15 protein-coding genes are annotated in these 17,450 nt (G+C 58.6%); 8 read left to right on the forward strand and 7 right to left on the reverse strand.

Annotation, left to right across the window (positions count from 1 at the left end; all coding sequences use genetic code 11):
- Positions 1-186: 186 nt before the first annotated feature.
- Positions 187-774, reverse strand: coding sequence for a tetratricopeptide repeat protein (locus tag OKC42_RS17400; RefSeq protein ID WP_040065596.1), 588 nt, complete (start codon positions 772-774; stop codon positions 187-189).
- A gap of 173 nt (positions 775-947) precedes the next feature.
- Between OKC42_RS17400 and OKC42_RS17405 the strand changes: the two genes are divergently transcribed.
- Positions 948-2,003, forward strand: a complete 1,056-nt coding sequence (locus OKC42_RS17405; RefSeq protein WP_270820353.1) for a PA0069 family radical SAM protein — start codon at positions 948-950, stop codon at positions 2,001-2,003.
- Between the two features lie 158 nt (positions 2,004-2,161).
- Here the strand turns inward: OKC42_RS17405 and OKC42_RS17410 are convergent, their stop codons facing one another.
- Positions 2,162-2,317: a hypothetical protein gene (locus OKC42_RS17410; RefSeq protein ID WP_005345370.1), complete on the reverse strand. Its 156-nt coding sequence runs from the start codon at positions 2,315-2,317 to the stop codon at positions 2,162-2,164.
- A 262-nt stretch (positions 2,318-2,579) separates the two neighbouring features.
- Between OKC42_RS17410 and OKC42_RS17415 the strand changes: the two genes are divergently transcribed.
- On the forward strand, positions 2,580-3,977 hold the full coding sequence (locus tag OKC42_RS17415) for an alpha-amylase family protein (RefSeq protein ID WP_270820354.1): 1,398 nt from the start codon (positions 2,580-2,582) through the stop codon (positions 3,975-3,977).
- Positions 3,978-4,084: 107 nt separating this feature from the next.
- On the opposite strand, the gene gyrA is transcribed toward OKC42_RS17415, so the two are convergent.
- Positions 4,085-6,832, reverse strand: coding sequence for a DNA topoisomerase (ATP-hydrolyzing) subunit A (gene gyrA / locus OKC42_RS17420; RefSeq protein WP_270820355.1), 2,748 nt, complete (start codon positions 6,830-6,832; stop codon positions 4,085-4,087).
- Between the two features lie 198 nt (positions 6,833-7,030).
- On the opposite strand from gyrA, the gene ubiG reads away from it, so the two are divergent.
- The 5 genes from ubiG to yfaE all read left to right on the forward strand — a co-directional run bounded on the left by ubiG (position 7,031) and on the right by yfaE (position 12,867).
- Complete coding sequence (ubiG, locus tag OKC42_RS17425; protein WP_064341269.1) at positions 7,031-7,747, forward strand: bifunctional 2-polyprenyl-6-hydroxyphenol methylase/3-demethylubiquinol 3-O-methyltransferase UbiG; 717 nt, start codon at positions 7,031-7,033, stop codon at positions 7,745-7,747.
- Positions 7,747-8,442, forward strand: coding sequence for an HAD family hydrolase (locus OKC42_RS17430; RefSeq protein ID WP_201910813.1), 696 nt, complete (start codon positions 7,747-7,749; stop codon positions 8,440-8,442). Before ubiG ends, OKC42_RS17430 begins: the two co-directional genes overlap by 1 nt.
- Positions 8,443-9,065: 623 nt before the next feature.
- Entirely contained in the window at positions 9,066-11,333 is a 2,268-nt protein-coding gene (nrdA, locus tag OKC42_RS17435) for a class 1a ribonucleoside-diphosphate reductase subunit alpha (RefSeq protein ID WP_019838757.1), read from the forward strand.
- An 80-nt stretch (positions 11,334-11,413) separates the two neighbouring features.
- Entirely contained in the window at positions 11,414-12,547 is a 1,134-nt protein-coding gene (gene nrdB, locus OKC42_RS17440; RefSeq protein ID WP_005336708.1) for a class Ia ribonucleoside-diphosphate reductase subunit beta, read from the forward strand.
- Positions 12,544-12,867, forward strand: a complete 324-nt coding sequence (gene yfaE / locus OKC42_RS17445; protein WP_005345363.1) for a class I ribonucleotide reductase maintenance protein YfaE — start codon at positions 12,544-12,546, stop codon at positions 12,865-12,867. Before nrdB ends, yfaE begins: the two co-directional genes overlap by 4 nt.
- A gap of 120 nt (positions 12,868-12,987) precedes the next feature.
- Here the strand turns inward: yfaE and mltA are convergent, their stop codons facing one another.
- Complete coding sequence (gene mltA, locus OKC42_RS17450) at positions 12,988-14,139, reverse strand: murein transglycosylase A (RefSeq protein WP_064337973.1); 1,152 nt, start codon at positions 14,137-14,139, stop codon at positions 12,988-12,990.
- Positions 14,140-14,289: 150 nt separating this feature from the next.
- On the opposite strand from mltA, the gene OKC42_RS17455 reads away from it, so the two are divergent.
- Positions 14,290-14,541: a DUF1289 domain-containing protein gene (locus OKC42_RS17455; RefSeq protein WP_139741195.1), complete on the forward strand. Its 252-nt coding sequence runs from the start codon at positions 14,290-14,292 to the stop codon at positions 14,539-14,541.
- A gap of 19 nt (positions 14,542-14,560) precedes the next feature.
- On the opposite strand, the gene OKC42_RS17460 is transcribed toward OKC42_RS17455, so the two are convergent.
- The 3 genes from OKC42_RS17460 to OKC42_RS17470 form a co-directional block, all read right to left on the reverse strand.
- On the reverse strand, positions 14,561-15,724 hold the full coding sequence (locus OKC42_RS17460; RefSeq protein ID WP_270820356.1) for an AGE family epimerase/isomerase: 1,164 nt from the start codon (positions 15,722-15,724) through the stop codon (positions 14,561-14,563).
- Positions 15,725-15,798: 74 nt separating this feature from the next.
- Positions 15,799-16,647 (reverse strand): PTS system mannose/fructose/sorbose family transporter subunit IID, encoded by an 849-nt coding sequence (locus tag OKC42_RS17465; protein WP_270820357.1) that lies wholly within the window; start codon positions 16,645-16,647, stop codon positions 15,799-15,801.
- On the reverse strand, positions 16,647-17,450 hold the full coding sequence (locus OKC42_RS17470; RefSeq protein ID WP_110303716.1) for a PTS mannose/fructose/sorbose/N-acetylgalactosamine transporter subunit IIC: 804 nt from the start codon (positions 17,448-17,450) through the stop codon (positions 16,647-16,649). Before OKC42_RS17470 ends, OKC42_RS17465 begins: the two co-directional genes overlap by 1 nt.

Consider the following 17,450-nt stretch of genomic DNA (forward strand, 5'->3'; position numbering starts at 1 on the left):
GGGATGGAAAAGAGATTCAAAAAGGTGATGTTCTGGTTCTCCACAGCACTTTGCGAAGACGGCCTGACACATAAACCACATGTCTAACGTGACAGACCAAGCCAAAACGGCCCCATGTTACCAGAAGTCGGGCGTGCTGTATCGGATTTGCAGATATTTTCTACAGTCAAATGAGTCGCCTGCCGACTATTCGCCAAGCAGGGATTGCCAGTTGAAGTCAAAGTCACTGCTCCCCTCCTCTGCCAGCGCCAGCTCTTGCAGCACCTGAAGCGCCAGCTTGTTGCCCTTTTGTGCCGCCTGATAGAGCCACTGTTTCGCCTGAGGCAAATCGACTCTGCCGCTGACCCCCATCAGATGAAGGACGCCGACTTTCAGCATGGCCGGCACATCACCATTACGGGCAGCCTGATCCATCCAGTGAAAGGCTTGGCGCAGATCACGCTTGACCCCGACACCGCGCAGATAGGCCTCCCCCAGCCGGTATTGACCGAAGGGATCCCCTGCCTGCGCCGACTGGCTATAGAGGCTGATGGCCTGATGGATATCCTGCTCGCTCCCCTGCCCCATTTCATGGCTCCAGCCCATCAAGGCTTGCGCCCTAGGTTGCCCTTGCGCCGCCAGTGGCGACCAGATCCGGGTCGCCTCATCGAAGTGACCGGTACGCCAAGCACGGTTGGCAGCAGCCATCTCCAGCTCGGTGGAGAGCGGAAGCAGACGCCAGATAACCAGCGCAAGCAGACCGATAAATAGCCAGCGGGAAGTGGTGGGTCTCATGATGATTTCCGTGATCCAGTTCTCATTTCGTCTATGTAAACGAAATGTAGCGTTGCGATCAAGCAAGAGATCCCTGCGACAACCCTTTTTGCACCCGGTCGATCAGCAGTTGTTGTCATTTATCCGGTGCACCTGCAAAATAACTGTATGTATAAACAGTATCGGTGCACACCATGGCAGGACGAGGCAGCCCCCACAATATCGATCACCGTTTTAGCGGCCCCCTTGTCGAAGCGGTTGATGACGGCTGGCAATCGTCCAATTGGGATGCCGTCTTTACTCCTTCTGTGCCTGGCACCGAGGTGCGGGAGATTGATGCACGCAGCATCATCAGCTACAACAGCTCGCCAGATGTCCCCTTTGGTCGTTCCATCAACCCCTATCAGGGGTGCGAACACGGCTGCATCTACTGCTATGCCAGACCCAGCCATGCCTATCTGGAGCTCTCCCCCGGTCTCGATTTCGAGAGCAAGCTGTTTGCCAAACGCAATGCAGCCGACCTGCTGCGTCGGGAGTTTGCCAAACCGGCCTATCAGCCACAGACCATCTTCATTGGCGCCAATACCGACCCCTATCAACCCATCGAGCAGCGCTATCGCCTCACCCGGCAGTTGCTGGAAGTGATGCTGGCCCACCGCCATCCGGTCGGGCTCATTACCAAGAGCGCCATGATCTTGCGCGACCTCGATCTGTTGACCGAGCTGGCCAGAGAGGGACTGTGTCAGGTGATGGTATCGGTGACGACCTTGAACGAAACCCTGCGCCGACAGCTGGAGCCCCGCGCCAGCACGGGTGCAGGCCGCTTGAAAGTGATCGAGAAGCTGGCCAACGCTGGCGTGCAGGTGGGGGTACTGGCCGCCCCCATGATCCCGCGGCTCAATGAACCTGAGCTGGAGCAGATCATCAAATCGGCTGCCGAGGCTGGCGCCAGTTGCGCCGATTACATCCTGCTGCGGCTGCCCCACGAGCTGGCGCCGCTATTTGATGACTGGCTCGATACCCACTATCCGGGCCAGAAGGAGGCTATTTTGAATCAGTTGCGAGCCAGCCGCGGTGGCGGGCTCAACAGTACCGCCTTCGGTACCCGCATGCGCGGTGAGGGGCACTTTGCCGATCTGCTGGCCCAGCGCTTTCGCCTCATCAGCAAGCGCCTCGATCTGGGCAAACGTCATATTCAGCTCAGGCTGGATGGGTTTATCCGCCCCGGGGAGCAGCTGTCGCTCTTCTAATCCCCCTGCTCACGCCCTTCACACATCAGGCGTGCCAAGAGGTTGAGAGGAAGGCCTGCCGCAACACATCCTGTGGAAACCCCGCTTTTCAGAATTTTCCAACGAAGTAGCCATGTCGCGACAAGAAAGCGCTACCCGGTAAAGAGAGGGCTAACGCCTTAGCCTGCGCGCTGATCCCGACCCTGTTGCACCATTTCAACCGGTAGTCGCGAGGGCTCATGAGCCACTTCGTGCTCATCCTCTTCATACAGCGGCACCTCTGACTCGCCCCATACCCGGCTCCACCAAATTTCCCACGTGATCCAACTGGTCATATGCAGCTCCTGACGGTGAAGGTGATGGCAACAACGCACCACTCGCCTGGCAGGATAGCGGCTGGGAATGACAGGGAAATGACAAAAAAATCACTTGTAAAAAGGCAACTGGCGGTGGCGAGGAAAAGCCGAAACAGTTCACATATTCGGCGAAATCATCCTGAAAGCGGTCACAAATCTGCAGGTTGTGGATTGCAGCTCACTCTGTTCCCGCCAAAGCTGGCTTGCCCATTCAGGCATCAATAAAAACAGGGACACAATAATGAAACACACAGCGGGAATATGGGCGATCGCAGGCATGCTGATCGCCCCCTTGGCGCACGCCGACGTCATACTTCACGCCTTCAACTGGAAGTACAGTGAAGTGACCGCCAAAGCCGACCTTATCAAGTCGGCCGGTTACAAACAGGTACTCATCTCGCCGCCTCTCAAGTCATCAGGCAACGAGTGGTGGGCCCGTTACCAGCCGCAGGATCTGCGTCTTGTCGACTCCCCTCTTGGCAACAAGCAGGATCTCGAGCAGCTGATCGCCGCCATGAAGGCGCGGGGCATCGCCGTCTACGCCGATGTGGTGCTCAACCACATGGCCAACGAAAGCTGGAAACGCCAGGACCTCAGCTATCCCGGCAACGAGCTGCTGCAAAGCTACGCCAGCAACCCAGCCTATTTCGAGAGCCAGAAACTGTTTGGCGATCTGGGGCAAAACTTCCTCTCCGGTCAGGATTTTCATCCCGAAGGGTGCATCAGCGACTGGAGCGATCCGGGTCATGTCCAGTATTGGCGACTCTGTGGTGGCGCCAGTGACAAGGGGCTGCCGGATCTGGATCCCAACAACTGGGTAGTGAGTCAGCAACAGGCCTACCTCAAAGCACTCAAGGGGATGGGGATCAAGGGTTTTCGGGTCGATGCGGTCAAACACATGAGCGATTACCAGATCAATGCTGTGTTCACCCCCGAGATCAAACAGGGGATGCACGTGTTTGGCGAGGTGATTACCACTGGGGGGGCAGGCAGCACCGATTACGAGCGCTTCCTCAAACCCTACCTCGACAGCAGCGGCCAGGGAGCCTATGACTTTCCGTTGTTTGCCTCCCTGCGCGGCGCCTTCAGTTACGGTGGCAGCATGAACCTGCTGGCGGATCCGGGCGCCTACGGTCAGGCACTACCGGGCAGTCGCGCCGTCACCTTTGCCGTGACCCACGACATCCCCACCAACGACGGCTTCCGCTATCAGATCTTAAGCCAGACTGACGAGAAGCTGGCCTATGCCTACCTGCTCGGCCGCGATGGTGGCTCGCCGCTGATCTACTCCGATCACGGCGAGACCCAGGCCAAGGATGGACTGCGCTGGCAGGATTACTACCAGCGCGCCGATCTCAAGGGGATGATCCGCTTCCACAATGCGGTGCAGGGTCAACCGATGCAGTTGATCGGCAGCGGTGACTGCTTCGTGCTGTTCAAGCGGGGCAAACAGGGGCTGGTCGGTATCAACAAGTGCGACTACGAGCAGGAGTATTGGCTCGATACCGCCAGGTTCGAGATGAACTGGTATCGCAACTATCGGGACGTGCTCGACCAAGGGGCCGTAGTCAACGTGCAGAGCCAGTGGGTACGGGTCGCCATTCCCGCCCGCAGCGCCAGAATGTGGCTGCAGGAGTGATCCAGCCGTAAGAGCAGCGTAGAGTCATAAAAAGCAGACAAATAAAAAGAGCGACCACCAGGGTCGCTCTTTTTGCTCAGAGACGTTGCTCGGGTAACAGGTGACGATTACTCGTTGCCCGCTTCCCCAGCATCGACTGCATCAGTGCCGGTCGCGGTATCGGTACCTTCAGATACCTCACCGTCAACGGCCAGCGCGTCGTTCTCGTCTTCGTCGCTCTCGGCGATGCGCTGCAGGCCAACCACGGTCTCGTCTTCACCGGTACGGATCAGACGGACACCGCCGGTGTTACGGCCAATAACGCTCACCTCGGCAACACGGGTACGCACCAGGGTGCCGCCGTTGGTGATCAGCATGATCTGGTCAGTATCTTCGACCTGGATCGCATCAATCACCTTGCCGTTGCGCTCATCCACCTTGATGGAGATAACGCCCTGGGTACCACGACTCTTGGTCGGGTATTCGGCCAACGCAGTCCGCTTGCCGTAACCGTTCTCGGTGGCGGTGAGGATGGCACCTTCGCCGCGCGGAACGATGAGGGAAACCACCTTGTCACCGGCGCCCAGCTTGATGCCACGGACACCGGCGGCGGTACGACCCATCGGGCGCACGCCCTTGAAGGTGCCCTTGCTTTCGGTGCCTTCGCCGTTGTCGCTGCCATCATCGTCATTGCCGGCATCGTCGTCGGTTTCAACGTCATCGCTGACATCGGCATCGGCGCGACCGCTGCCTTCCGCGAAGCGAACGACTTTGCCCGCGTCGGAGAAGAGCATGATCTCGTTGCTGCCGTCGGTGATATCCACCCCGATCAGCTCATCACCCTCTTTGAGGTTGATGGCACGAATACCGGAGGAGAGCGGACGGCTGAAGTCTGAGAGGCTGGTCTTCTTCACGGTACCGTTGGCGGTGGCGAAGAACACATACTTCTCGGCGTCATACTCCTTCACCGGCAGGATAGCGGTGATACGCTCACCCTCTTCCAGCGGCAGCAGGTTGATGATCGGACGACCACGGGCGCCACGGGACGCCTCCGGCAGCTGGTAAACCTTGAGCCAGTAGACCTTGCCACGGGTGGAGAAGCACAAAATGGTGTCGTGGGTGTTGGCCACCAGCAGACGCTCCACAAAGTCCTCTTCCTTGATCCGGGTGGCCGACTTGCCACGACCGCCGCGGCGCTGGGCCTCGTAGTCGGAGAGCGGCTGATACTTCACATAGCCCTGGTGAGACAGGGTAACCACCACGTCTTCCGGGGTGATCAAATCTTCGATGTTGATCTCGGCACTGGACATGCTGATCTCGGTGCGACGCTCGTCGCCATACTGCTCACGCACGGCCAGCAGTTCATCGCGGATCACTTCCATCAGACGAGCCGGGCTCGCCAGGATGTGCAGCAACTCGGCAATCAGATCCAGCAGAGACTGGTACTCTTCCAGGATCTTCTCGTGCTCGAGGCCAGTCAGCTTGTGCAGACGCAGGTCAAGGATGGCCTGGGCTTGCTGTTCGGTCAGGAAGTATTGACCTTCACGGATACCGAACTCCGGCTCCAGCCACTCTGGCCGTGCCGCATCGTCGCCCGCTTTTTCCAGCATGGCGGCCACGTTGCCGAGTTCCCAGCCCTTGGCAACCAGGCCCGCTTTCGCGTCGGCCGGGGTCGCGCTGTGGCGAATCAGCTCGATGATGGGATCAATGTTGGCCAGCGCAACCGCCAGACCTTCCAAAATGTGCGCCCGATCCCGCGCCTTGCGCAATTCGAACACGGTCCGGCGAGTCACCACTTCACGGCGGTGCAGCAGGAACGCATCCAGGATCTCTTTAAGGTTCATCACCTTGGGCTGGTTGTTATCGAGCGCCACCATGTTGATGCCGAATGTGGTCTGCATCTGGGTGTGCTTGTAGAGATTGTTCAGCACAATCTCGCCGGACTCACCGCGCTTGATCTCGATAACGATGCGCATGCCGTCTTTGTCAGACTCATCGCGCAGGGCACTGATGCCCTCGATCTTCTTCTCTTTGACCAGCTCGGCGATCTTCTCGATCAGTCGAGCCTTGTTCACCTGATAGGGGATCTCGTGAACGATGATGGTCTCGCGACTGGTCTTCTCGTCCACTTCCACTTCAGCTTTGGCCCGCACATAGATGGAGCCACGACCGGTACGGTACGCCTGCACGATGCCGGAACGACCGTTGATAATGCCGCCGGTGGGAAAATCCGGGCCGGTGATGTAGGTCATCAGCTCGTCAATGGTGAGGTCGCCGTTTTCGATCAGCGCCAGACAGCCATTGACAATCTCGGTGAGGTTGTGAGGCGGAATGTTGGTCGCCATGCCCACCGCGATACCGGAGGAGCCGTTGACCAGCAGGTTGGGAACCTTGGTAGGCATGACAGCCGGGATCATCTCGGTGCCGTCATAGTTCGGCACCCAGTCCACGGTCTCTTTGTCCAGATCAGCCAGCAGCTCGTGGGAGATGCGGGCCATCCGCACTTCGGTATAACGCATCGCCGCGGCGCTGTCGCCGTCGACTGAACCGAAGTTGCCCTGACCATCGACCAGCATGTAACGCATGGAGAAATCCTGCGCCATCCGGACAATGGTGTCATACACAGCGATATCGCCGTGCGGGTGATATTTACCGATTACGTCACCGACCACACGGGCCGATTTTTTATAGGGCTTGTTCCAGTCGTTCCCCAACTCGTTCATAGCAAACAGAACGCGGCGGTGAACCGGTTTCAAGCCATCACGCACATCCGGCAGAGCTCGTCCTACGATCACGCTCATGGCGTAATCAAGATAGGAACTCTTGAGCTCTTCTTCGATGTTGACCGGCGTGATCTCTCTGGCCAGATCGCTCATAGAAAGCCTTATCCCTAATTAGTTGTTCTTTGGCTTAAACAGCGCGACATGGTAACACACTGAGCCAAATACCTTAAGCCACAAATCGGGTATCAGATCGGGCTGGTGTGACAAAGTCCGTCCGTTATAATGCCCGCCAGGACAATAGATTGCGCCCATGACTCAGAAGCGGGCGCCCTGCCACAGGATCTTCGAAAAATGAACAGTGATGCCAATGTCGATCTGACAGAAATCGCCAAGTTTGAAGCCATCGCCTCCCGCTGGTGGGACATGGAAGGTGAATTCAAACCCCTGCATCAAATCAATCCGGTACGCCTTGACTGGATCACCGACAAAAGTGGCGGTCTGTTTGGCAAGCGCATTCTCGATATCGGATGTGGTGGCGGCATCCTCTCCGAGAGCATGGCCCGCCGTGGCGCCAAGGTCACCGGCATCGACATGGGCAAGGAGCCCCTCGGCGTCGCCCGCCTGCACGCCCTTGAGCAGGGTGTCGAGCTCGAATATCGCCAGATCACTGCCGAAGCCCATGCCGCCGAAGTGCCGGGCCAGTATGATGTGGTCACCTGCATGGAGATGCTGGAGCATGTGCCGGACCCCGCCTCCGTGCTGCGCGCCATCGCGACTCTGGTACGCCCGGGCGGCCGGGTGTTCGTCTCCACCATCAACCGCAACCCCAAATCCTATCTGATGATGATCATCGGGGCCGAATACCTGATGAAGATGGTGCCCAAGGGTACCCACGATCACAAAAAATTCATCACCCCGGCCGAACTGTGTCGCATGGGGGAAGCAGCGGGCCTGCTGGTGCGGGACATGAGCGGTGTGCACTATGCACCGCTCTCCAACAGTTTCAAGCTCGGCAAGAATGTCGACGTCAACTATATGGTGGAGTTTGTCCGCCCGGAGCAAGGTTGATGAACGCCTCTCACCCTCTGCCCCTGCGCGGTGTGCTGTTCGATCTGGATGGCACCCTGCTCGACACAGCCCCGGATCTGGGGGCCGCCGTCAACCATGTACTGATCAGCGAAGGCTTTGCGCCGCTCTCTGACGATATTATTCGTCAGACCACCTCCCACGGAGCGCTCGGGCTGCTGAAAGCGGGCCTCGGCGACGAACTGCTTGAAGAGCTGGGGGCCACACGCCTGCGCAATGCCCTGCTCGACTACTACGCGGCCAATCTCTGCATCGGTACCCGTCCCTATGAGGGAATGGTGGATCTTATCGAGTGGCTCGATGAGAAACAGCTCCCCTGGGGCATCGTCACCAACAAGCCGGGCTTTCTCACCGAGCCACTGCTGGCAGCCCTGCCACAGCTTGCCAGTTGCGGCGTAACGGTCAGCGCCGACACCCTGCCGGTACGCAAGCCCGACCCCGCCCCCATGTTCTTTGCTTGTGAGAAGCTGGGGGTCGAGGCGGCTCACTGCCTCTATGTGGGGGATCATGTGCGGGATATCGAAGCGGGCCGCAATGCTGGCATGCTTACGGCCGTCGCTGGCTGGGGCTATCTCAATGATGAGGAAGATCCCGCCCAGTGGGGCGCCGATCTGCACTTTGATACCGTGCAGGCCCTGCACCACTGGCTGCGCTACGAGTTGACGGCCAAGGTGTAACGCACAGCCTTACCGGCTGACATGCGATAACGGGGCAAAGAGACTCTTCGCCCCTTGCATCTCTTCCTTTACGCTCCCGCGTCCTGCGCCACCATCACGCCTCTATTCATGGATAATAAAGGCAGCTTTCTGCCTGTTGGATACCCATTTGACAAGCTCGCAGCCGTCACAAAGCGGCCACAAACCACCGTCATCTGATGCAAAGCCCTTGCCACGCTGAGCCCGCGGCTGCGACAACTGGACAGCTTTTGACCCTTGTTGCATAAGGGATAATCAGCCGCCGTTTGCTAGTAAAAAGCCCCCCGTTTCGCAAGCAAAAAAAGTTATTTAAATTTTCCATCTTCGATCGGGAGACTTGCATTTAGCGGAGCGGACGAATGAAAACCCGCTCACTGTGAGCGGTCACTAACTGATGGGGCAAGACTCACAATTTATCCACAGCTCGTCACTTATCCACACATTGCAATGGCGGACTGACCTCACTATCTTGTAGCTCGAACTTAAAATAACACTACATCTTGTGATTCATCGCACAATCTCTACCCAACTCCCGCACACCGCCGGGGCCTGGGTGGCGCCATTGTGCGATGGTTTTTCGGGAATCAACTGAAGGTCATCAGCCAATGAACTTGTTTGTGACGAAGCGTAACGGACACAAAGAACCCATCGATCTGGATAAAATTCACCGCGTGCTGGACTGGGCCGCCGAAGGGCTCGACAACGTGTCGGTCTCCCAGGTAGAGCTCAAATCCCATATCCAGTTCTATGACGGTATCCGTACCGCCGACATTCACGAAACCATCATCAAGGCAACGGCTGACCTCATCTCCGAGCAGACCCCGGACTACCAGTACATGGCAGCCCGTCTGGCCATCTTCCACCTGCGCAAGAAGGCCTACGGCCAGTTCGAACCGCCCCACCTCTACCAGCACGTGGCTCGTCTGGTGGACATGGGCAAGTACGACAAGCACCTGCTGGAAGACTACACCCAGGCCGAATTCGAAGAGCTGAACACCCATCTGGATCACTGGCGCGACATGGATTTCTCCTACGCGGCAGTCAAACAGCTGGAAGGCAAATATCTGGTCCAGAACCGCGTTACCGGCGAGATCTACGAGAGCCCGCAGTTCCTCTATATGCTGGTTGCGGCCTGCCTCTTCTCCAAGTATCCGAAAGATACCCGTCTGGACTACATCAAGCGCTTCTATGATGCGGTCTCGACCTTCAAGATCTCCCTGCCGACCCCGATCATGAGCGGCGTGCGCACCCCGACCCGTCAGTTCAGCTCCTGCGTACTGATCGAATGCGACGACAGCCTGGACTCCATCAACGCCACCGCCAGCTCCATCGTGCGTTACGTTTCCCAGCGCGCCGGTATCGGCATCAACGCCGGTCGCATCCGCGGTCTGGGCAGCCCCATCCGTGGCGGCGAAGCGTTCCACACCGGTTGCATCCCCTTCTACAAATACTTCCAGACCGCCGTGAAGTGCTGCTCCCAGGGCGGCGTGCGCGGTGGTGCGGCTACCCTGTTCTACCCGCTGTGGCACACCGAAGTGGAAAGCCTGCTGGTACTGAAGAACAACCGCGGCGTGGAAGAGAACCGTGTTCGTCACATGGACTACGGCGTGCAGATCAACAAGCTGATGTACCAGCGCCTCATCAAGGGCGGTGACATCACCCTGTTCTCCCCGTCCGATGCGCCGGGCCTGTACGACGCCTTCTTCGCCGATCAGGACAAGTTTGAAGAGCTCTACGTCAAGTACGAGCAGGATCCGGCCATTCGCAAGAAGACCCTGAAAGCGGTAGACCTCTTCTCCCTGATGATGCAGGAGCGTGCCGGTACCGGTCGCATCTACATCCAGAACGTCGATCACTGCAACACCCACAGCCCGTTCGACCCGAGCGTGGCGCCGGTACGCCAGTCCAACCTCTGCCTCGAAATTGCGCTGCCGACCAAGCCGCTCAACAACATCGACGACGAGAGTGGCGAAATCGCCCTGTGCACCCTCTCCGCCTTTAACCTTGGTGCCATCGAGAAGCTGGAAGATCTGGAAGAGATGGCCGACCTGGCCGTGCGCGCCCTCGACGCCCTGCTCGACTATCAGGACTACCCGATTGCCGCCGCCAAGAAGGGCAGCATGGGTCGTCGCACCCTGGGGATCGGCGTCATCAACTACGCCTACTACCTGGCCAAAAACGGTGCCCGTTACTCCGACGGATCCGGTCTGGCCCTGACTCACCGCACCTTCGAGGCCATCCAGTACTACCTGCTGAAAGCCTCCGTGCAGTTGGCCCGCGAGTTCGGCCCCTGCCCGCTGTTTGGCGAGACCACCTATGCCCAGGGCATCCTGCCCATCGACACCTACAAGAAGGATCTGGATGCGCTGTGCAACGAGCCGCTGCATCTGGATTGGGAAAGTCTGCGTGAAGAGATCAAGTCCGTGGGCTTGCGCAACTCCACCCTGACCGCCCTGATGCCGAGCGAGACCTCCAGCCAGATCTCCAACGCCACCAACGGCATCGAGCCGCCACGCGGTCTGGTGTCGGTCAAAGCCTCCAAAGACGGCATTCTCAAACAGGTGGTGCCCGAGTATGATCGCCTGAAAGATCAATACGAATTGCTCTGGAAGCAACCGAGCGTTGACGGCTACCTGCAGCTGGTCGGTATCATGCAGAAGTTTGTGGATCAGGCGATCTCCGCCAACACCAACTACGACCCTGCCCGTTTCGAAGGCAACAAGGTCCCGATGAAACAGCTGCTCAAGGACTTGCTGACCGCCTACAAATACGGCCTCAAGACCCTGTACTATCACAACACCCGTGATGGTGCAGACGATGCCCAGACCGACCTGCAAGATGACGGTTGCGCTGGCGGGGCTTGCAAAATCTAAGTCACGGCAAGAACTGATAACCGGGCGGGAGCATGAAGCTCCCGCTCTCCTGTTTTCTCTATTCACATATTCTGGTAACCATGGCCTATTCAACTTTCTGCCAAACCCAAAACGACCAGCTCAAAGAGCCGATGTTTTTTGGCCAATCGGTCAACGTAGCCCGTTATGATCAACAAAAGCACGAAGTGTTCGAGCGGCTGATCGAGAAGCAGCTCTCCTTCTTCTGGCGCCCGGAAGAGGTGGATGTCTCCCGTGATCGCATCGACTATCAGGCCCTGCCGCCCCACGAGCAGCACATCTTCATCTCCAACCTGAAGTACCAGACCCTGCTGGACTCCATTCAGGGCCGCAGCCCCAACGTGGCCCTGCTGCCGCTGGTCTCCATTCCGGAGCTGGAAACCTGGATTGAGACCTGGGCCTTCTCGGAGACCATCCACTCTCGCTCCTACACCCACATCATCCGCAATATCGTCAACACCCCCGCCCAGGTGTTCGACGACATCGTGACCAACGAGCAGATCTTGAAGCGCGCCGGCTCCATCAGCCACTTCTACGACGACCTGATCGAAGCGACCGCCCTCTACAACCTGCATGGTGAAGGGACCCACACCGTCGCGGGCCGCGAGGTGACCATCACCTTGCGCGAGCTCAAGAAGAAACTTTATCTGTGCCTGATGAGCGTCAACGCGCTGGAAGCAATTCGCTTCTACGTCAGCTTCGCCTGCTCCTTTGCCTTCGCCGAGCGCGAACTGATGGAAGGCAACGCCAAGATCATCAAGATGATCGCCCGCGACGAAGCGCTGCACCTCACCGGTACCCAACACATGCTGAACCTGATGCGCACCGGCCAGGATGACCCGGAGATGGCCGAGATCGCCGCCGAGTGCGAACAGGCCTGCTTCGAGATCTTCAAGGAGGCGGCCATTCAGGAGAAAGAGTGGGCCGAGTACCTGTTCCAGGACGGCTCCATGATCGGCCTTAACAAGGACATCCTCTGCCAGTATGTGGAGTACATCACCAACCTGCGCATGAGCGCAGTCGGCCTGCAGCCAGCCTTTGCCGGCACCAAGCAAAACCCGATCCCCTGGATCAACACCTGGCTCTCCTCCGACAACGTACAGGTCGCCCCGCAAGAGGTAGAGGTCAGCTCCTATCTGGTCGGTCAGATCGACAGCGAAGTCAATGCCGACGACCTGGGTGATTTCGAGCTGTGAGTGACGCCACCAACACGCTGACCCCTGCCCCGCACGCACCTGCCGAACAGCATGCGGTCGTGGCACCACGGGTACATACCCGGGATGGTGCCGTGCTGCACGCCCATCCCGGCGAAAGCGTGTTGGAGACCCTGGAACGCCACGGTCATCATGTGGAGTTCCAATGTCGCAGCGGCTATTGCGGCGCCTGCCGCACTCCGCTGATGGCTGGCAAGGTGCACTATCCTGCGGTGCCGCTGGCATTTGTCGCCCAAGGGGAGTGCCTCCCCTGCTGCTGCAAACCGGTCGGCGCCATCCGGCTGGATATCCAGAAGAGCTGACGCAGCCACAGACTGGCAACTCGCACAAAATAGAAAGCCGCCGGAGCAATCCGGCGGCTTTTTTTGTCTCTTCACATTGCTCGGGCGCCCGATGACAGACGCCCAAAACCCCTCAGAGGATTACAACCAGGGAGCGGCAGTCGGCCCGTGGTGCAGACCCAGTTTCCAGACCCGGCCGAAGTGCTTGTAGTGACCGGCCGCGACACCAGCCTTCTCACCCATACCGTGGTAGAGATCGAGGTGCCCCTTCTTCACCGCCCCGCCCACATCCAGCGCAATCAACAAGCGCAGCTGGTGCTTGCCGGTCCAGTTGCCCTCTTTATCGAGCAAAGGAACTTCGGCCAGGATCGGCGTCCCCATCGGCAACAGGGTCTTGTCGGCAGCGACGGCCGCCATCGGCAGCAGCGGGATACCGGCGGCGCCGATCACATCATTGGTGGGTCGACGCTCGAAGAAGACATAGGAGGGGTTCTGCTCCACCAGCTCCTTGACGCTCTCCTCCGGCTGGCGGTTGGCCCACTCCTTGATGGCCTTCATCGACATCTGCTCTTTGGGCACTTCACCGCGATCGATCAACACCCGGCCGATGCTGACGTAACCGTGGCCGTTCTTGCCGCTGTAGCCCAGATATTGCAGCCGATCGTCATCCCCGTAGTGGACAAAGCCCGAGCCCTGCACATCCATCAGGAAGTTATCGATAAGGGATTTGCTGTAACCCAACTCCAGCCCGCGGTTGGCCAGTGCTCCCTGATGGATCTCGGCCCGGGTCGGACAGCGACCGCCACATTTTGGCATGGCATAGATGGGATATTTATACTTGGCATCCGGGCGGTGGCGCACTTCCAGCACTGGCGAGTAGTAACCGGTAAAGAGCACGTTGCCCATGCGATCGGCACCGCCCAGCTGGGCCAGGCTGATACCGTAACGGGTGATGTCGGCAGGATTGCCACCGCCCGCTACCCAGCGGGAGAGCTGGTGATAGAGCTCGCCATAACGGCGGGTCATCTTGCCGGAGCGCTCCAATACCAGTCTGCTTTGCGGGCCAAACTTGCTGTAGTCGGCACGCGCACGGCTATTGACCCGCTCCACCCTCACCAGATCCTCTGGCAAGGTCCCGTCCAGATACTGCTTGCCCAGATTTTCCGGCACCTCGCAGTTAAGAAAGCATCTGTTGTCGGTCTGTTTTTTGGGCACTTCTGCTTTGTCAGAGTTGCCCGCACAACCGGCCAGTCCCAGCACTGCGGCGGTCAGCCAGTACGCGTGTTTGTTCATATGTCCTCATATAACGCCAAGAGCCATGCTCGGCGGGGAAGATGCCAAATTTGCAGGGGGAAAGCAAACGACATCAATCACTTGAAGCAGGATTTCTCCAAAGGGGATCCGCTGGGTTATAACAAGGTGACAGGATGTGCGAGGTGATGGATGGAACAGCTCGAAATCTTCCCGCTGCAGAGCCCCTGCATCGGGGTCTGCGAAGTGAACAACAAAGGATACTGCAAGGGGTGCCTGCGCAATCGCGAAGAGCGTTTCAACTGGCTCACCATGACCCCTGCCCAGCAACAAGAGGTGATGCGCCTGTGCCGGGATCGCAAACGCCGGGTCGAGGCTGCGCGGCGCAAGGCACAGGAAGGCGCGCTCAATGAACCGCAAACACAACCCGGCTGGGATTTTTAAGCGTCTCCCATAGGCCACCCTACTCCCCGATACCCACCCCCGCGATCCGGGCCAGTTCACTAAACGCCACAAACAGATGATAAAACGTGCTGGCTGGCGCATGAGAGGTCAGCGGCTTTCCCTCGCTATCTACTTGATCAATCCATTGTCCAGGCTGTGCGGGCAACAGGTAGTAGTGGAAGATCCGCGCAACTACCTTGCTGATCTGGCAGGCGGTAGCCTCATCCCCCTGTTGCTCATAGGTCGCCAGGAGTGCTTTCAAATGTTCGGTCTGGCACCAGAGCCGGCTGGTATCGCGATAGGGTTGCCCATCATCGGTCAGCTCATCGATCACCAGCCCGGTTTGCCCGTGCCCGTGGCGGATGGCAACGCGGGTCAATATCCCGACAGCCTCGTCAATCTCGGTGCTGGTTGGCTGGATTTCCCAGCTGCTGGCAAGAGTCCGGTAGCGTGCCAGCAGCCAGCACCACTCGTAGTGATGACCCGGGTCGATAAGACGGGAATCGGCATGACGCACCAGCAGCGCGTCGTCGAAAAACTCGCGCAGTAAACCGGGCTCCAGAAAACGCTGACGAAACAGCCGATACAGCGCGGTTGCCCGCTGCTGCCATATCACATCATCAAAGCTGTCTGCCGCTACCAGCAGCGCCTCGAACAGATGCATATGGGGATTTTGGCTGCGCAGTGGGCCAGATGGCCAACTGGAGTGGAATCCACCGTGCAGCGGGTCCAAAAAGAGTTGCTCAATGGCCTGATAGCGCGACTCGGCCTGTTGTTGCCAGCGTGGATCGCCACTCAGACGATAGAGCCAACACTCAGCCAGCAGGGCAAACGCGTATTCATAGCTGCAGACTGATGCATCAGCAATCGAACCATCCCGATTAATGGAGAAAACGCTATGCCCCGCCCCATCGTCAAAATGACCCATACCAACCAATGCAGAACGCTCGGCAAGGGTGCGCCCGTCGTACCACCCCAGCAGGGTGACGTGGCTGAACACATAGATCTGGCGGCTCTGTACCCGAAAACGGGTCGGCTGCCACAAAGGCTGGCCAGCACTATCCAATCCCTCGGCAAACAGCCCACGCTCGGGGTCAACCCCCTGCGCGCCCCAAAGGGGCAGCGCCTCGGAGACCAGCCAGCGATGGCAACGCTGTGCGGCCTCAGTCACCTCGATATGCATGATTTACCTCTCGCAACGGCGATAAAAAGGGAGAGCCAGGCTCTCCCATTGTTGACCAAATGGCCTTGACCCCATCAGAACAGACCGATGGCGACCCCGACAAAGGCCAGCACCAACAGCCCGAGCATCGCTTTGACCGGCGAGACGTTGCGCTTGGCCATCAGATACCAGGTACCCAGCACCACCACCAGCGGCATCAGTTTGGGGAAGATGCCATCCAGCATGCTCTGAACCTGGATATTGACCCCGTCCGAGGTGACAAAATCGAGCCCGGTGGAGAGGTTGACATAACTGGCCGCTACCCCGCCCATCACAAAGACCCCGAGCAGGGAGAGCGCCTCGCGCAGCTTGGCCGACTCTGAACTGACCAGAGACTCCACCGAACCAGTGCCCAGCTTGTAGCCCTTCATAAACAACATGTAGGAGCCAGTAATGGTGATGGCGTTGAAGCTGATGATGTAAAACAGCGGCCCCAGCACACTCCCCCCTGCCGCCAGCGCCATCCCGATACTGAGCAGAATGGGCACCAGCATACCGGGGATCATGGAATCACCGATGCCAGCGATGGGGCCCATCAGGCCGACCTTAAGGGTATTGATGGTCTCACCGTCGATCTTCTCGCCATTGGCCCGCTTCTCTTCAAGCCCGACTGCCAGCCCGTTGATAATGGCGCCGATCTGGGGCTCGGTGTTATAGAAAGAGGCATGGCGTTTCATCGCCTCCATCCGTTCAGCCTTGCCGGGATAGAGCTTCTTGAGCGCCGGCATCATGCCAAGGCAAAAGCCGAACGATTCGAGACGCTCGAAGCTCATAGAGGAGAGGTTGTACATCATCCACGAACGCCAGCAGGCACGCAGATCCCGTGAGGTAAGAGCAACCGGTTTCTTGGCCGCCAGTTCCCCTGATTGCAGCTCTGTGTTCATCAGAATTCATCCTCATCATCGGTTTGGGTGGCAGCACGGGCAGCGACTGCAGGGCGTGGTTCCGGCTTGTAGTTGTAGTGAATGAGCGCCAGCAGGGCCCCAATCATCACCAGCCCCACCATGTTGAGCTTGAGAAAAACGATGCCGACAAAACCCACCAGGAAGTAGATCAGCATGCTGTTCTGCTTGATGATCTGCTTGAGCAAGATGGCAATACCGACCGCAGGCAGAATGCCGCCCACCACCGTCATGGTACGGATCACCAGCTCCGGCAGGCTGTTCATGAACCCTTCGATGTACTGGTTGCCGAAGTAGACGGCAATGAAGGTCGGCACGAAACGCAGCACAAAGTTGCTGGCCTGCGGGAAGATGGCGCTGTTGAGGTAAACCCCCTGTTCATCGCCCAGCTCCAGCGCCACATCGGCCCTGTGGTTCCAGTAGGAGTTGAACACCATCATGAAGTTGAAGAGGATGGTACCGGCGATGCCGATGGTGGCGGCAATCGCCACGGCTACCGATGGCTCCTTGCCCGACATGATGCCCAGCGCAATGGCCGGAAAGGCGACGAAGTTGAGATCCGCCGGCATGGAACCGCCCGGCGTCACCATGGCGATATAGACTGCCTGCACCGCCACCCCGATCAGGATACCGGTCTGAATATCCCCCAGAATGGCACCGACCAGCATGCCCGATACCAACGGGCGGGTAATGGTGTACCAGCCACCGGTCAAGCCCAGCAGCCAGGGGCTGCTGAGGGCACCGAGATAGCAGAGTATCCCGATGAGAGTTGCTTCCAGAAACAT

It is taken from the genome of Aeromonas sp. Y311-2 (assembly GCF_027706025.1).
Lineage (GTDB): Bacteria > Pseudomonadota > Gammaproteobacteria > Enterobacterales > Aeromonadaceae > Aeromonas > Aeromonas veronii.

Bases quoted from the DNA above. Each gene is read 5' to 3' on its own strand.
- OKC42_RS17400 (WP_040065596.1), bottom strand. From the start codon at position 774: ATGAGACCCACCACTTCCCGCTGGCTATTTATCGGTCTGCTTGCGCTG.
- OKC42_RS17405 (WP_270820353.1), top strand. From the start codon at position 948: ATGGCAGGACGAGGCAGCCCCCACAATATCGATCACCGTTTTAGCGGC.
- OKC42_RS17410 (WP_005345370.1), bottom strand. From the start codon at position 2,317: ATGACCAGTTGGATCACGTGGGAAATTTGGTGGAGCCGGGTATGGGGC.
- OKC42_RS17415 (WP_270820354.1), top strand. From the start codon at position 2,580: ATGAAACACACAGCGGGAATATGGGCGATCGCAGGCATGCTGATCGCC.
- gyrA (WP_270820355.1), bottom strand. From the start codon at position 6,832: ATGAGCGATCTGGCCAGAGAGATCACGCCGGTCAACATCGAAGAAGAG.
- ubiG (WP_064341269.1), top strand. From the start codon at position 7,031: ATGAACAGTGATGCCAATGTCGATCTGACAGAAATCGCCAAGTTTGAA.
- OKC42_RS17430 (WP_201910813.1), top strand. From the start codon at position 7,747: ATGAACGCCTCTCACCCTCTGCCCCTGCGCGGTGTGCTGTTCGATCTG.
- nrdA (WP_019838757.1), top strand. From the start codon at position 9,066: ATGAACTTGTTTGTGACGAAGCGTAACGGACACAAAGAACCCATCGAT.
- nrdB (WP_005336708.1), top strand. From the start codon at position 11,414: ATGGCCTATTCAACTTTCTGCCAAACCCAAAACGACCAGCTCAAAGAG.
- mltA (WP_064337973.1), bottom strand. From the start codon at position 14,139: ATGAACAAACACGCGTACTGGCTGACCGCCGCAGTGCTGGGACTGGCC.
- OKC42_RS17455 (WP_139741195.1), top strand. From the start codon at position 14,290: ATGGAACAGCTCGAAATCTTCCCGCTGCAGAGCCCCTGCATCGGGGTC.
- OKC42_RS17460 (WP_270820356.1), bottom strand. From the start codon at position 15,724: ATGCATATCGAGGTGACTGAGGCCGCACAGCGTTGCCATCGCTGGCTG.
- OKC42_RS17465 (WP_270820357.1), bottom strand. From the start codon at position 16,647: ATGAACACAGAGCTGCAATCAGGGGAACTGGCGGCCAAGAAACCGGTT.
- OKC42_RS17470 (WP_110303716.1), bottom strand. From the start codon at position 17,450: ATGTTTCTGGAAGCAACTCTCATCGGGATACTCTGCTATCTCGGTGCC.